Source organism: Nocardia sp. CY41 (assembly GCF_009829325.1).
Lineage (GTDB): Bacteria > Actinomycetota > Actinomycetes > Mycobacteriales > Mycobacteriaceae > Nocardia.
On record NZ_VUOS01000019.1, the window covers coordinates 118867 to 132883 of the forward strand.

Sequence of the window (14017 nt, forward strand, 5' to 3'; positions counted from 1 at the left end):
ATGCGCGGGGACGCGAACGCATCCTCACCGAGGCCGCACGCGTCGCGCGCACAGCCGCGCCCGGCGAGGAGCCCGCGGTCACCACCGAGGTGAGCGGTCATTCCATTGCGCTCGAAGTGATCGCATCCGTGCCCGGAGACACACTGACATGTTTCACCTCCGGACTCGATTGGTCGGCTCGGCTCTGCACAGTTCCGTGATGACGGCGTCCACCGCGTGTGGGACGGCGGCGGCGACCGGCTCCGACAAGCCGACACCCAGATCCAGGCATGCCGCGTCCACGGCGATGACGACGATCCGGCCGGGGACACGGCCGACCGCGCGGCCCAACGGTAGCGCGTCCCGGATCCCCAGAGTGTGGGAGGACGCGGCGGTGCCGGTGTGCTGGAGCAGATCGAGGTCGCCGCTGCGGACTCGGCCGGGAACCAATGGCTCGCGGCGGACCGCGTCGATCACCACGGCAAGGTCCATGCAGGCCCAGAGGTCGGCCACACCTGTGGGTTCACCGTCCGACAGGGTTACCAGAACTCCTGGGATGTGCAGTTTTTCTATCTGGATTGCGACCGCCCAACCGATTCCGTCGTCGCTGCGGTAGTCGTTGCCGACGCCGATGACCACGGCCCAGGGTTCGGTCATCGGCGCACCACGTCGATGTCCAGGAAGTGCGCCGAGCAGGAGATGCACGGATCGTAGTTGCGGATCGCGCGCTCGCATACCGCGGCGAGCGCGGCGTCGTCGAGGTCGAGGTTGTCCGCGATCACGCGCCGAAGGTCGTCCTCCATCACGGCTTGGTTCTGGGAAGTCGGTGGGATGATCGTGGCCGCGCGCACGATGCCGTGATCATCGATCTGGTAGCGGTGGTAGAGCAGTCCGCGGGGGGCTTCGCTCACTCCGTGGCCGGTCCCGGCGCGAGGCGCTACGGGTACCGCAGCACGGCGAGGTCTTTCGTAGGCGGCGATGATACTCAGCGCCTCCTCGATGGCGTAGACGACTTCGACCAGACGGACCAGGATGCTGCGGAACGGGTTACGGCATTCGGCGCCGAGCCCGATCTCGGCGGCGATCTGCCGCGCGCTCGGTGACAGCTGAGGGTAGTTCAGCGTGTACCGCGCCAGTGGCCCGGTGAGGTAACGTACGCCGTCGAGCATCGCGTGCAGGGCAGTGGAGTGCGGTACCTGATATTCACGCACGTGAATGGGAAATTCGGCTGCGGAGAGCCGAAGCCCGGTGCTGGTGTGCACAGTGCCGGTGTCGATGGCGTATCGGTCCGATTCGGACGCGGCGAGAAGGTCGTATTCGAGCTCCAGGTCGGGAAATTCGAATGCGGCCGCCCGGCGTGCGGTCTGCACCGCGCAGTCCCGTGCGTGGCAGAGTAATTCGGTCACAGGAGCGAAATCGGCGGGTTCGGGGACCGAGTAGAAGCCGCCGAGCCGGACATTGACGGGATGGATGGCCCGGCCGCCGAGGAGTTCGAGCAGCGCGTTGCCCGCCTTCTTCATCGCCAACCCTTGCTCGACGAGTTCGCGGTGGTCGGTGGCGAGCGTGATCGCGTCCGGGTAGCCGAGGAAATCGGGCATGTGCAGCAGATGAATATGCAGGGAGTGACTGGAAATCCATTCACCGCAATACAGCAGCCTGCGCAATTCGGCCAGTGGCCGGTCCAGCTCAACGCCGCAGATCTGCTCGATGGCGTTACAGGCACTGGTCTGGTAGGCCACCGGGCAGATCCCGCAGATGCGGGAGGTGATGTCGGGCGGTTCGGTGTAGGCGCGGCCGCGCAGGAATGCCTCGAAGAAGCGTGGGGGCTCGTAGATGTTCAACTCGGCGCTTTCGACCTGCCCGTCCGTGACGACTACGCGCAGCGCGCCCTCGCCTTCGACACGCGCCAGCGAGCCGACTTTCAGCTGCCTATGCCGACTCATCGCCGCTCCTGTTCGCGAAGTCCGGCGCGGCGGCGGCGTAGGTGGCGAAGACGCGGTCGATGTCGCCGGTGTCCATGCCGTTGACGCGCAGAATGGGCAGCAGTGCGTGGACGTTGGGATTCGCCATCGGGCCGAAACAACCGAAGCACCCACGGTGGTAGGCCGGGCACAGGGCTCCGCATCCCGCCTGGGTGACCGGTCCCAAGCAGGGAATCCCTTCGGCGACCATCACACAGGTGGTGCCGCGGCGTTTGCATTCGGTGCAGACGCTGGTGTTCGGGATGTCGGGTGCACGGCCGGCCAGGAACGCGCACAGGGTGTCGAGCAGTTGGCGTCGGTCGATCGGGCAGCCACGTAACTCGAAGTCCACCGGGACGTGCGCTGAGATCGGGGTGGAGGTGCTCAGGGTGGCGATGTACTCCGGATCGGCGTACACCACCGAGGTGAATTCGGCGACGTCGGCGAAATTGCGCAGCGCCTGGATTCCACCGTGCGTGGCGCATGCCCCTATCGCTACAAGAATTCTGGATTGCTCGCGGATGTCGAGGATGCGGCGCTGTTCTTCTTCGGTCGTGATCGAGCCCTCGACCAGTGAGACATCGTAGGGGCCGGGATCCATGGCGCTGGAGGCTTCGGCGAAGTGGGTGATGCGCACCCGTCCTGCGAGGGCGAGTAACTCGTCCTCGCAATCGAGCAAGGTGAGCTGGCAACCGTCGCAGGAGGTGAACTTCCACACCGCGAGTGTCGGCGTCTTCGTCATAGTTCGCGCACCGCCAGAAGTGGTTCGGCCACCGCGTAGTCGACGACAGGTCCGTCTCGGCACAGCAGCAGTGGGCCGAGTTGGCAATGACCACATCGCGCGACGCCACACTGCATGTTGCGCTCCAGCGCCAATTGGATGTCCGTGGCCGGAATTCCCCTGCGCAGCAGGCTCTGTGCGCAGAAGCGCATCATCGGCTCCGGGCCGCAGAGCAGAGCGGTGGTCTTTCCGGGTTCCAGGGTCAGGTGCGCCAGTGGCTCGGTGACGAAGCCGACGCGGCCACGCCAGTCCGGCGCGGGGCGATCTACGGTCTGCTCGAGTTCGATCGAACCGGCCGCCGACCACACCTGTTGGTCGTCGCGGAACAGCATGTCCCCTGGGGTGCGGGCGCCGCTGATGAGCACGATCCGCCGGTAGTCGGAGCGGGCGGCGAGCGCGGTGAGCACGGCTGAGCGCAGGGGCGCCAGCCCGACGCCGCCGCCCACGATGACGAGGTCTCCTCCGATCGCCGACGCCAGGTCCCATCCTGTGCCGTACGGTCCGCGGACCCCGATGAGACCGCCGATGCCGGTGCGGTGCAACGCCGCGCTCACCGCGCCCACCGCTCGGATGGTGTGTTCGAGGGTGCCGTTGTCGTCGGCGGGGTTCCCGCTGATCGAGATCGCGATCTCGCCCACGCCGAAGCTGTAGAGCATCATGAACTGCCCCGCCCGAAAGCGTTGCGCCGCATCGTGTACCGGTTGCAGACGCAGGGTCACGGTGTCGGGCGTTTGCGCACTGCGCCCGACTACTCGGTAGGGCAGCATGGTGTCGCCGTGCGCCACGGGCCGGGCCCGCGTCTCCACACTCATCAGCCACCTCGGTCCGCGACGAAGCGGGATGGACCGGCGTTGCACGTCTCGGTGGGGTTGCGGTAGAGGTCGAGCAGCCGTGCCCGGGTGGCTTGCAGCCGTTCCAGCAGCGCCTCGAACAGCATCATGGCCAGCGCACGGCCGAATCGCGGGTCCTGGTCGGCGAGTTCGGCCAGGGTGCGCGCATCGAATTCGACGGTCTCGACCGGTTCGGCGGTCATCGCGCCGAAGTGCCACCGGTAGGGCGGTACCAGCCAGGACCAGCCGAGCAGATCGCCGCCGCCGAGAGTCTGGAGCACGACGGCTCCGCGCCCCGGAACCTGCGCGTCGAGCAGTACCCGGCCGTGGCGGATCAGCCAGCATCGGTCGGCGGGCCTGCCCTCGGTGATCACGCGGTGCCCGGCGGGAAAGGCCACCTCACGCCCGGCGCCGGCCAGCGTGTGCAACTCTTCTTCGCTCAGTTCCGCCAGCTGTCCGAACGCGGACAGTTCGTCACTGGTGGCCATGGTCGGTTTCCTCGGCGAGTTCGGCCAGCCGGGCTACCTCGGCGGTCAGATCGATCTCGGCGGGACACCAGGCGATGCATCGGCCGCAGCCGACGCACCCGGAGCTGTCGAACTGGTCGTGCCAGGTGCTGAGTTTGTGGGTGATCCACTGCCGGTAGCGGCTTTCGCCGGACTGCCGCACGCTGCCGCCGTGCAGGTAGGAGAAGTCCAGTTCGAAGCACGAGGACCAGTGCTCCCAGCGCTCGGCATGGTCGCCGGTGAGGTCGGTGACGTCCTCGGTGCTCGTACAGAAACAGGTGGGGCACACCATCGTGCAGTTGCCGCAGGTGAAGCAGCGGCTGGCGACGTCCTGCCAATGCGGGGACTCCCGGGACTCGTGCAGCAATGCGCGGATGTCGACCTCGGGCATCTCGCGGCCCATCCGGCCTGCTGCTGCGGTCACGGCGGCCCGTGCGGCGGCGACCTGCTCCGTATCGGCCGGACGTGTGGTGATCTCGGCGAGGATATCGGCGCCGTCCGCGCTGCCCACGTCGACGAGGAATCGGTGCCCCTCGGCGTCGATGCGCTCGGTCAGGGCGAGGTCGTATCCGGCCGAGACGCCGGGGCCGGTGCCCATCGACGCGCAGAAGCACACGCCCCCGGGCTCTGTGCAGTTCACCGCGACGATGAAGAGTTCTTTCCGGCGCGCGGTGAACGATGCGTCGGGATGCGCGCCGCCGCCGAGTACTTTTCCGAGGATCGCGATCGAGGTGAGGTCGCAGCCGCGCACGCCCAGGAATGCGGAACGGACCGGCGTTTCTTCGACGGGTTCCAGTTCGAGATCCGGCCCGAACTGTCCGATCTTGCGGCGCGGCGGATGCAGGAACTGTTTCCATGATCCCGGTCCGGCGGAGTGTGCGAACACCGCCGCGTCGTCGCGGCGATGCAGCCGATACCGGCCGGGCGCGGTCTCCGCGCCCCAGCCGGCGGGCAGCCGCCGACCGGAGTCCAGCTCGTCCAGGACGATCGCGCCATCGCGCACCCGCGGGCCGATGACGCGGTATCCCCGCTCGTGCAGCACGTCCACCAGACGATTCAGACCAGCGCGATCGATCACCACGGTGTCCTCAGGCATAGCCGAACGCCTTTACTCGGTCGTGTGTAGTCGTTCCGTTTTCGATTCTGGTGGTATTCGCGGTGCGCCACGAGGGACAAAGGTCCTGAATCGCGATGGCCGACGGCATCGATACCGGCAGGAATGCGGGGCTGGCACCGATGTGGTCTTTCGGCCTTCCGGCCGAGGACGATCAGCCGCATTCGAGTCGGTGTGGCGGCTCATACCGTTGACATCGGTGCCCGGCTGGGTGCGACGCCATCACAGGCTCGGGAGGCCGTCATGACAGAGAAGCGATTCGATGACCCGCATCACCTCGCCACGGCGAAGGTCATCGTCGGAGTGGACGGCTCGGACGGGTCGTGGACCGCCGTGCGGTGGGCTGCGCGGTTCGCGGCCGAACGGGGACGCGAGCTCGAGATTCTGCACGGCATGGAGCTGGTGGGGACCGGCGGAATGCTGGGCGACTACGAAGTTGTGATCCCCTCGGTGATCGATGCCATCCGCGAACAAGGACGAGACGTGGTCACCCGGGCCGAACGCGTGGCCCGTTCGGTCGCGCCCGACTTGCGTATCTCGGCTCGCGCGACCACCGACACCTGCAAGCATCTGTTGATCGACCACAGTGCCGAGGCGTACGCGGTCGTGATAGGGGCGACCGGAGACGCCGGGACGTTCACCCACCTCGGCTCCACGCTGCTGGCCGTGACTGCCCACGCAGAGGGCGCCTGGTCGTCGTGCGTACCGACCCTGATTCCGGCGGATCGGTTCGCGCGTCGGGCCCGATAGTGGTCGGCGTGGACGGCAGCCCAGTCAGCGACATGGCGATCGCGGTGGCCTTCACCGAAGCCGCCGAACGCGGTGTCGGACTCGTCGCCGTTCATGTCTGGACCGACTGGGACTCCGGCCGATTCGCCGGTCACATCAACCTGGCCGAGACCGAACTCGACAAGGTCGAGCGCGCGATTCTCGCCGAACGCGTCGCGGGGTGGCAGGAGAAATTCCCGGACGTTCGCATCACCCGCAAAGCGGAGGTTTCCGCGCCGGCACCCCACCTGCTGGCCTGGTCGAAGATTGCGCAGTTGCTGGTCGTGGGCAGTCGCGGACGCGGCGGATTCGCGGGCATGCTGCTCGGCTCGACCGCCAACACTCTGGTGCAACATGCTTCCTGCCCGGTCATGGTCGTTCACCCTGCCCGATGACCGACAGCGGGGGCGGCTGCTATGTCGCTGATACGGGTTGACGGCGGCGTGGCTGCCGCCATGGGGCGCGGCGAAGACCAGTTCGGGACAGGAACCGACCGATCGGTATGTCGCGAGGTCGGATCCTCAGGCGCGGCAGTCGGTTGCACAGACAGTCTCCGCGGGTCTGCGTAGCCGACGTGCCAGGACCCATGGGGCCTGCCTCCGGAGCTGAATCCGCAGCGAGGCCGTGGCCGCACAAGGGGTGGGAACGGTCAGTATCCAGATCACTGCCGCAAGGCGATCGGTGCGCGTATCAACATCAAGGCGCGAACGATGCATCGAGATGCGGGTGAGCGATCCGATTTCGAATGCCGCGGCATTCGAAATCCATGTCCTTGCGCATCGAGGCGCGACCGGCTGTCGGCGTGGGATCCCACCTCGGCGTCATGCGAAGGCCAGGGCCGCCGTGTCCTCGTCATGAACCTCGCCTTCCTCGGGTATGCGGGACAGGTGTCGCGTTCGATGTGCAGGACCCCGTGCGTCGCGCGGCAGACAGGCGGGGCGGAAGACCATGGTGGCAGAGAGGATTTGAGCGGTACTCGCGTCGAGTGGATGCGCGAGTGGTCCGTGCGTGCTCATCGACCGCCATCGGCGCGGGGTTGGTTCCAGCCGGCGGTTTGTGGCAACACCGGGGCATCCGGACCTGCCTCGCTGTGAGCACTCGAACCTGGCAGTGGGCGCCTGGGCGGCCGAAGTAGAGGACGGGCAAACTCTCAGCAAAATCTCAGGCTCAATCGACGCATAAACGATGCATTTAAAGAGCGACAGTGCAAGACTTCATGAAGTGAACATCCGCTCGCGGTTACCCCGCACGAGGCGCGCGAACTCGGCGGTGGGCATTCCAGCCTGCCGGGAGGAGGGCGCTCGCGCTGATGACATCCAGCGCGAGCACCAGCGCCACTGAGCTCAACGAAGGAACGACTGATATGCGAAACGTGAAACGAACACTTCTGCTGGCTACGGCTGTCACCGCCGCTGTCCTGGGAACATCGGCCTGTTCCGATGACAGCGACACGTCCTCCGCCACCTCGACCGCCGGTTCGGCTCTCAAGACATCGACGGCGGCGACAGCGTCCCCGTCGTCGACGGGGACGCTCGCGTCGTCTCCCGTCGGCCCAGGCTGCGCCGCGTACGCCGAACAGGTGCCAGCCGGGCCGGGCTCGGTGACCGGCATGGCGACCGAACCTGTCTCGGTCGCCGCGTCGAACAACCCTATGCTCACCACGCTCGTCGCCGCGGCGTCCGGTCAGCTCAACCCGCAAGTTAATCTGGTCGGTACTCTCGACGGCGGGCAGTTCACCGTCTTCGCCCCGGTCGATGCCGCCTTCGCCAAGGTAGATCCAGCGACAATCGAAACGCTGAAGACCGACTCGCCCGCACTGACCAAGCTCCTCACATATCACGTAGTGCCAGGACGGGTCGGGCCCGGCGAAATCGCGGGCGACCACAAGACCGTCGAGGGTTCCACGGTCACCGTGACCGGCAGCGGCGATGACCTCAAAGTGGCTGATGCCAATGTGATCTGCGGTGGACTCCAGACCGCGAACGCGACCGTCTATCTGATCGACACGGTGTTGACGCCACCTGCCGCGTGATCGGGCGGACCGCGGCTGTGATCAACCGCTCGCTCCGCTCCAGGGTTCTCACTGAAAAGGTCCTACCGGCCTAGTGGCCACAATGGCGGCGCATAGGGGCGAGCGGCACGGCGGCTCGACCATGTCTCCTGCCGTGGCTCCGGAATGCGTGACGGCGTGGCCGAGGCTTCCTGACCTGTGGGGAATCACAGGCGGGACAGTTCCGCCGCAGTTCATCCACATCGATGCGGCAGGCGAGTGTGACGGCTTCGAAGCCACCCATTTGTGACATGGTCACCGGCTGCGGTCTCCATCGCTACCTACAGTCGTGCTACCCATTACTGCTTCGAGAGAGTCGAGAACGGAGGGGATGTCGAGAACATCGTGGTTGAACTCGGGGCACCCAGCCGAGGCGGATGCGTCGCGATCGCGATGCGCGAAGGCCTCCTGAACCCGGATCTCGTGACCAATCGTCGGGTCGAAGACGCACGCATTCCGCGCCAGGGGCCGCACGACTCGTGATCGCCGGTGTGGGTTCGACGGGCGACAGCTTCTACCCGCGGTGGTCGTCGGTTGGCAGCCCGATGTGCACGCAGCAGTGGCGCAGTGTCGAGATCACCTCCATCGCAACTGCCGACACCGTGGTTGCGGTGGAATGAGTTTGCTCCAGAAGTCGTGGCGTACTGCGTCCCACAACGTGGCCATTTCCGGAAGGAGTTCTCGTGCTTGTGCGAGGTCCGGAAAGTCCTCGGGGCCGAAGGATATGATCGGCGTGGCACTGGATGTCTCGTGGACTGCGACGATGGAGATCAGGTGGTTCTGAAACGGCCGCCACGTCGCGCGCAGGCCGCCGGCTTCCGTTCGTCGCATATCATCCATTTCTGTTTCCAACTCGTCGACTTTTCTAGACATATTTCGACCGCTATCGGGGTCGACCTTCCGCTGATTCTGTTGCGCGATTTTCCATCGACCCGCTCCGGTGCGGAAACCGGTGGAAAACGTAAAATCCACTCATTTGCGAAGCGTAGGCGTACCGGGCCGTAAATCCCTCGATCGGCGGCGCTCTCCAGCGCGTGGAATGCTGTTCTCCGGTGGGAACGGTGGACGCTGATCGACCGGGGTAATTCCGCCGTGTTTACCTTCGGTAAGTGCGGGCAACCAATGCCGAACGGAGATGCCACAGCCCGCTGGCCATGGTGGGATCGAATCCGGTCAGCTGGCCGATCCGCTTGAGCCGGTGGTCCACGGTGTTGGTATGTACGTGCAGTAGCCGCGCAGTGCGCTGGCGGTTCAGGTTGTGCGCGATATGGACCTGCAAGGTATCGAGCAGTTCGGGATGCTCGTTCAGGGGATCGAGCAGCGATCCGAGATGCTCACGGGCGGCACCGGGGCGGGTGAGCTGGTATTCCAGAGCCAGATCGTCGAAGTGGTACAGGTCCGGCACCGACCGCAGCCGGGTAACCATGTCGAGTAGTTCGTGGGCTTGATCGGCAGCGGTGGGCACAGCGTCGGTGGTGGCGGTGACCGCTGCGGCGGTGATGTGCACGCGGGCCGCCCGCGACAGATGCCCGATCAGGTCTTTCAAGACGCCCTTGGTGATGTGATCGGCGGGGATGAGCAGGGTGCCGCCGTCGATCGACAGCAGCCGTGCCCGAGAAGCGGGCCACGAACTTCTCGACGGTGTGGTAGGCGATCGAAGCCGACACGTCCTTCAGTGTGAAATAACCGATGGACCAATCGCCGGTGAGCGTCGCCGTGATCCGGTAGGTGCCGCCGAAGTCGGTGACGAAATCCAGTTCGGCGACGGTCAGCTCGGTCGGCACATGGATACCCGGGAGCCCGAACGAGCTCAGCAACTGCGTGACACCGATCGGCTTGTGCTCGTGCAGACTACCGATGAGATACAGGCCCGGCAGCCACAATTCGACATCCAAGGCGAGATCTTCGAGCGTGAACGCAGCGGCGACCGCCGCGGACCTCACCACATAACCGGCCGGTTCGGCCGACAGGTCTTTGTCGAGGCCGTAGTCGAAACCGGTGACCTGCCCGAGTGCGGATCCAACCCCAGATCCGTCAGGCCGCTCTCGAGCGTGCGCCACCTATCGTTCCCGGCCAATGCTCCTACCAGCGTGTTCACCGTGAACGCGCCCGGATCCCGTGACCGTACCGCTGCTTGCAGCTCACCGTCGTTGCCCGTGTTCAGCGTGACTGCCACCGCGATCCCGTCGAACCGGCCATCGAGCGTAAGAGTGACCTCGCCCATGCGGGTCACCCGTACGGTCGCGGCCTGCACGATGGTGGCCACCGTGGTCTCCGCAGGCCAGGCCAGCTCGGTGCAGGTGATGGCCAGGGTCAGTTCGGTACGGCCATGGTCGATCTGCGGCCGGCCCGAGCCCGCGATGCCCTCCAGTTTGCGCCCCGGAAACATGGCGAGCGCATCACGCAACCGGCCCGGCAGCGCAGCGTCTGCCCCATCGAGAACCGGCGGATCGCCGAGCACGGTCAGATGGGCCGCGAGCGCGTCCAGATCGATCGAGCCCTGGCCCCCGGGCTCCGGCCCACAACTCATCGCTTCTTCGCCCGGCACTCGAGCCCGAGAACCTGTCGTTCCCTGACCTGCCCTGCACCAACTTCGCAGGACAACCGGATATCGGGGCCATAGAAAATCGTCTGCGTGAGCCGAGGAACGCTGGTGCCCGGATCACGGGTGCCGAGACGAGTCTGTTGGTCACCGTTGCCCACAGGAAAGTCCTCCCCCCATGTGTGGTGCCGCCTGCCTTCCGAGGTCTGCACGCGACAAGGCTCGTGTCGATGTGGTGCACTCGGTCTCACCGTCAGAGCCGACGGAGCCGTAGCATGATGCAATGAAACACTTTGTCGGAGAAGGAAATACACCGACGATTGGACCAACGTGACAACCAGTTTGCGCGGTCGTGGCCAGCCCGTCAAGCCCGGCTGTGGAAGGGCTGACGTGTCGTCCGCGCTTGCCCGCATGGGAGCAACCGGCGATCGGGCAACCTGGTCACAGGTTGAGATGCCTGCGGGCTGCTGTCCGGTGGCGTAGGTGGTGCGACTCGCGGATGGTCCTGTCGTATGTGGGTCTGCCCGTCCGGTAGCGTCTGCGGCATCGTTGGTCTGTGCGGATGCGGCGGGTGTCTGGCTCGTATCGCCTTCGCTGGTTTGTGCCGCAGCGGACCTGAGCCGCCTACGACGGTCAGGCGGTCGCGCAGCTGCCCGTCCTCCGGGCGAGTTCCGTTCGGCGGCAGTGGATTCTGTTCACGCTTCGCATTCGGGGGCATCGGCGACTGTGGAGGGCAACGCGTGGAGGATGGCAGCGAGTGGGACCAACTCGTCCAGACCGTTTCTGTCGACAGTCACGGCGTGCATGTCGAGCGCGACAAGGTCGGCCTCGAGATCGAGGACGCCAACGAGGACCGGGGTTTCCGCGGACGTCGTGATCAGACGGGCAGGCGATCAATGGATCCAGATCGGCAGGACGTTCGCCAAAGGCCAACAAGGTCGATCTCGCGGCCGTACTCACCATGGCCGGTAGCAAGATCACCGTCGGCGGGGGGACGGTGCCGCTGGTCAGGATGGCCATCGTCCAGCGCCGGAACGTGGCGAGGGGGCGTCGGCTGCGTACGGCAACGGCAAGCGGAATCATCTGCGCGCGTTCCGCATAGCGAAGACGGTGGTTGGACCCGGCCTGTATTGGTCGCCGTGATCGACCTTCCAAAACCGAACTCGAGATGGCCCGGCGGCTCGATGGCTGACTTCGGGTCTGATCAGCTTGCGAGCAGGGCTGGACCGTCCGGAATATGTCCGTCGTTCTCGGCCTTGCGATACAGGTACCGCAGCGCGGCGACCGTGTTCGAGATCAGTGGTAGTGGGGTCATCGATCGGCCGGTCGGGCCAGCCAGGGACCTCGAGAGGGCTCCCAGCCCCGTGAGGCGACCAGCTCACGGTCCATGATCTGGTCATGAGTATCGACCGGACGCAACGAGTACCCGGCCGCGTTCGGGCGATGGCGGCGCATAGGGGCGAGCGGCAGCTCGACCATGTCTCCCGCCGTGGCTCCGGAATGCGTGACGGCGTGGCCGAGGCTTCCTGACCTTTGAGGAATCACAGGCGGGACAGTTCTCGTCATATGCCGCGCCTCCAGCCGCGCAGGCGCCCCGATAGGGCTAGGGTGCCTATGTGCTGTTCTATCCAGGTTCGAAGGGGGAATTCGCCCCATGAGCGGGTCAGATCACGTCTTCTACCCCTGGAGCGCGCAGGCCGAGTTGAACCCGGCTCCGATCACCGGCGCGTTCGGCTCCTACTTCTGGGACGACACGGGCAAGCGCTACCTCGACTTCTCCTCCCAGCTGGTCAACGTCAACATCGGCCATCAGCACCCGGACATCGTCGCCGCGATCGTCGCGCAGGCGCAGCGGTTGGCGACCATCTCGCCGACGGTCGGCAACGACGTGCGCAGCGAACTGGCGCGGCTGATCGTCGAGCGGGCTCCCGGCGAGCTGAATCGCATCCTGTTCACCACGGGCGGCGCGGAGGCCGTGGAGCACGCGGTGCGGTTGGCGCGCAGTTACACCGGGCGCACGAAAATGCTGGCGGCCTACCGCTCCTACCACGGCGGCACCGGTGTCGCGATCGGCCTGACCGGGGAACCGCGGCGGTGGGGCGCGGAACCGACCAACGTCGACGTGGTCCGGTTCTTCGGGCCCTACCCGTATCGGTCGCCGTGGGGCACGGCCGGTCCGGAGGAAGAGACGGCCGCCGCGCTGGCGCACCTGCGGCAGGTGATCGAACTGGAGGGGCCGCAGCACATCGCGGGGCTGATCCTCGAGACCGTGGTCGGCACCAATGGTGTGCTGGTCCCGCCGCCCGGCTATCTCGCAGGCGTGCGAGCGCTGTGCGACGAGTTCGGCATCGTCTACATCGCCGACGAGGTGATGGTCGGGTTCGGCCGGGTGGGCGAATGGTTCGCGGTGCAGGCCTATGGCGTCGAGCCGGACATCATCACCTTCGCCAAAGGGGTGAACTCCGGCTACGTCCCGCTCGGCGGCGTACTGATGGCCGAACGCATCGCCCAGCGCTATGACCACGTGCCGTATCCGGGCGGTCTCACCTACGCGGGGCACCCCCTGGCCTGCGCCGCGGGCGTCGCGTCGATCGCGGTGTTCGAGCGGGAGGGCATCCTCGATCACGTGCGGTCGGTGGGCGCCGATGTGCTCGGAAAAGGGTTGCGCGAGCTGGCCGGTCGGCATCCGAGCGTCGGCGAGGTGCGGGGCATGGGCTTCTTCTGGGCGCTGGAACTGGTCCGGGATCAGCGCAGCAGGGAACCGCTGATCCCGTTCGCGGCGACGGGCGCGGACGCCGAACCGATGCTCGCGGTCACCGCGGCCGCCAAGGCGCGCGGGCTGTGGCCGTTCAACGCGGGCAACCGCTTCCAGATCGCACCGCCGCTGACCACGACCGCCGACGAACTGCGGACCGGTCTGGAAATCGTCGACGAAGTGCTCGACGTCGCCGACGGCTACGCCAGGACGAGCTGACACCGCTCAGTGCGGCGTCAGCTCCACCACGACGCCGCCTTGCTGCCAGGTCTGGTAGATGTCGGCCTTCGAGGGTGCGCCGTCGGCGGTGAAGCCGATGCCGTTGTACTTCGCGTTCTGCTTGTTGTCCCGCGCGACGATCTCGTAGAGCCGCAGCACGTCGGCCTCGGTGGTGTGGACGACGGGGTCGAAGGTGCGTGGCTTGCCGCCGAAGGACGCCTGCACGGGAGCGCCCGCCCGCAGATTCTTCACCCACGGCCGCAGGGCGGTGCCGATCAGCAGATTGTCGCCGTGCCTGGTGTAGGCCAGCGGTACGTCGTAGACCTTCCCCGACTTGCGCCCGACGACGTGCAGGATCATCAGCCGCTTGCCGACGACGCCGGACAGGCCGGGCACCCGCAGCAGGGTGCGCACGACTCCGTTCATCACGGCCTGATACGACGGGATGGGTTCGGGGCCCGACGTGGTCGGTGTGCCGTAAGGGTTTTCGGACGACGCGTGCTCACTCATGC

General features: G+C 66.4%; 13 protein-coding genes and 1 pseudogene. 4 read left to right on the plus strand and 10 right to left on the minus strand.

All coding sequences use genetic code 11. The features are described from left to right. Positions 1-153: 153 nt before the first annotated feature. Genes GVY64_RS21260 through GVY64_RS21285 form a run of 6 tightly spaced genes read right to left on the minus strand, consistent with a single transcriptional unit; the run spans position 154 to position 5153 of the window. On the minus strand, positions 154-636 hold the full coding sequence (locus GVY64_RS21260; protein WP_159844114.1) for a hydrogenase maturation protease: 483 nt from the start codon (positions 634-636) through the stop codon (positions 154-156). After that, a complete protein-coding gene (locus GVY64_RS21265; RefSeq protein WP_159844116.1) occupies positions 633-1922 on the minus strand; it encodes a Ni/Fe hydrogenase subunit alpha in 1290 nt (429 codons plus the stop codon). The genes GVY64_RS21260 and GVY64_RS21265 overlap by 4 nt, the downstream gene beginning before the upstream one ends. Continuing rightward, positions 1909-2682, minus strand: a complete 774-nt coding sequence (locus tag GVY64_RS21270) for an oxidoreductase (protein ID WP_159844118.1) — start codon at positions 2680-2682, stop codon at positions 1909-1911. The genes GVY64_RS21265 and GVY64_RS21270 overlap by 14 nt, the downstream gene beginning before the upstream one ends. Further along, positions 2679-3533: an FAD/NAD(P)-binding protein gene (locus GVY64_RS21275; RefSeq protein WP_159844120.1), complete on the minus strand. Its 855-nt coding sequence runs from the start codon at positions 3531-3533 to the stop codon at positions 2679-2681. The genes GVY64_RS21270 and GVY64_RS21275 overlap by 4 nt, the downstream gene beginning before the upstream one ends. Then, positions 3533-4039 (minus strand): Crp/Fnr family transcriptional regulator, encoded by a 507-nt coding sequence (locus GVY64_RS21280; protein ID WP_159844123.1) that lies wholly within the window; start codon positions 4037-4039, stop codon positions 3533-3535. The genes GVY64_RS21275 and GVY64_RS21280 overlap by 1 nt, the downstream gene beginning before the upstream one ends. Further along, a complete protein-coding gene (locus GVY64_RS21285) occupies positions 4026-5153 on the minus strand; it encodes a 4Fe-4S dicluster domain-containing protein (RefSeq protein ID WP_159844125.1) in 1128 nt (375 codons plus the stop codon). The genes GVY64_RS21280 and GVY64_RS21285 overlap by 14 nt, the downstream gene beginning before the upstream one ends. 261 nt (positions 5154-5414) lie before the next feature. Between GVY64_RS21285 and GVY64_RS37975 the strand changes: the two genes are divergently transcribed. The 3 genes from GVY64_RS37975 (at position 5415) to GVY64_RS21295 (ending at position 7971) form a co-directional block, all read left to right on the plus strand. Next, complete coding sequence (locus GVY64_RS37975; RefSeq protein WP_236567035.1) at positions 5415-5921, plus strand: universal stress protein; 507 nt, start codon at positions 5415-5417, stop codon at positions 5919-5921. An 8-nt stretch (positions 5922-5929) separates the two neighbouring features. After that, positions 5930-6334 carry a universal stress protein gene (locus GVY64_RS37980; RefSeq protein ID WP_236567036.1) on the plus strand — a complete coding sequence of 135 codons (405 nt, stop codon included), beginning with the start codon at positions 5930-5932 and terminating at the stop codon, positions 6332-6334. Positions 6335-7302: 968 nt separating this feature from the next. Next, positions 7303-7971 (plus strand): fasciclin domain-containing protein, encoded by a 669-nt coding sequence (locus tag GVY64_RS21295; RefSeq protein WP_159844357.1) that lies wholly within the window; start codon positions 7303-7305, stop codon positions 7969-7971. Positions 7972-8565: 594 nt separating this feature from the next. On the opposite strand, the gene GVY64_RS21300 is transcribed toward GVY64_RS21295, so the two are convergent. From GVY64_RS21300 to GVY64_RS21310, 3 genes and pseudogenes are all read right to left on the minus strand, one after another. Then, the gene (locus GVY64_RS21300; protein WP_159844127.1) at positions 8566-8961 is read right to left on the minus strand and encodes a hypothetical protein; all 396 of its coding nucleotides are present in this window, start codon (positions 8959-8961) and stop codon (positions 8566-8568) included. Positions 8962-9085: 124 nt separating this feature from the next. Beyond that, a pseudogene (locus GVY64_RS21305) lies at positions 9086-9595 on the minus strand (PucR family transcriptional regulator); the annotation flags it as partial. 333 nt (positions 9596-9928) lie between these two features. Then, the gene (locus GVY64_RS21310; RefSeq protein ID WP_159844130.1) at positions 9929-10450 is read right to left on the minus strand and encodes a hypothetical protein; all 522 of its coding nucleotides are present in this window, start codon (positions 10448-10450) and stop codon (positions 9929-9931) included. A 1735-nt stretch (positions 10451-12185) separates the two neighbouring features. Between GVY64_RS21310 and GVY64_RS21315 the strand changes: the two genes are divergently transcribed. Further along, on the plus strand, positions 12186-13505 hold the full coding sequence (locus GVY64_RS21315) for an aspartate aminotransferase family protein (protein WP_159844132.1): 1320 nt from the start codon (positions 12186-12188) through the stop codon (positions 13503-13505). Positions 13506-13511: 6 nt separating this feature from the next. Here the strand turns inward: GVY64_RS21315 and GVY64_RS21320 are convergent, their stop codons facing one another. Further along, positions 13512-14015 (minus strand): nitroreductase/quinone reductase family protein, encoded by a 504-nt coding sequence (locus GVY64_RS21320; RefSeq protein WP_159844134.1) that lies wholly within the window; start codon positions 14013-14015, stop codon positions 13512-13514. Positions 14016-14017 lie beyond the last annotated feature (2 nt).

Excerpts from the sequence above, each read along its gene's own strand:
- GVY64_RS21260 (WP_159844114.1), bottom strand. The coding sequence starts at position 636 with ATGACCGAACCCTGGGCCGTGGTCATCGGCGTCGGCAACGACTACCGC.
- GVY64_RS21265 (WP_159844116.1), bottom strand. The coding sequence starts at position 1,922 with ATGAGTCGGCATAGGCAGCTGAAAGTCGGCTCGCTGGCGCGTGTCGAA.
- GVY64_RS21270 (WP_159844118.1), bottom strand. The coding sequence starts at position 2,682 with ATGACGAAGACGCCGACACTCGCGGTGTGGAAGTTCACCTCCTGCGAC.
- GVY64_RS21275 (WP_159844120.1), bottom strand. The coding sequence starts at position 3,533 with ATGAGTGTGGAGACGCGGGCCCGGCCCGTGGCGCACGGCGACACCATG.
- GVY64_RS21280 (WP_159844123.1), bottom strand. The coding sequence starts at position 4,039 with ATGGCCACCAGTGACGAACTGTCCGCGTTCGGACAGCTGGCGGAACTG.
- GVY64_RS21285 (WP_159844125.1), bottom strand. The coding sequence starts at position 5,153 with ATGCCTGAGGACACCGTGGTGATCGATCGCGCTGGTCTGAATCGTCTG.
- GVY64_RS37975 (WP_236567035.1), top strand. The coding sequence starts at position 5,415 with ATGACAGAGAAGCGATTCGATGACCCGCATCACCTCGCCACGGCGAAG.
- GVY64_RS21295 (WP_159844357.1), top strand. The coding sequence starts at position 7,303 with ATGCGAAACGTGAAACGAACACTTCTGCTGGCTACGGCTGTCACCGCC.
- GVY64_RS21315 (WP_159844132.1), top strand. The coding sequence starts at position 12,186 with ATGAGCGGGTCAGATCACGTCTTCTACCCCTGGAGCGCGCAGGCCGAG.
- GVY64_RS21320 (WP_159844134.1), bottom strand. The coding sequence starts at position 14,015 with ATGAGTGAGCACGCGTCGTCCGAAAACCCTTACGGCACACCGACCACG.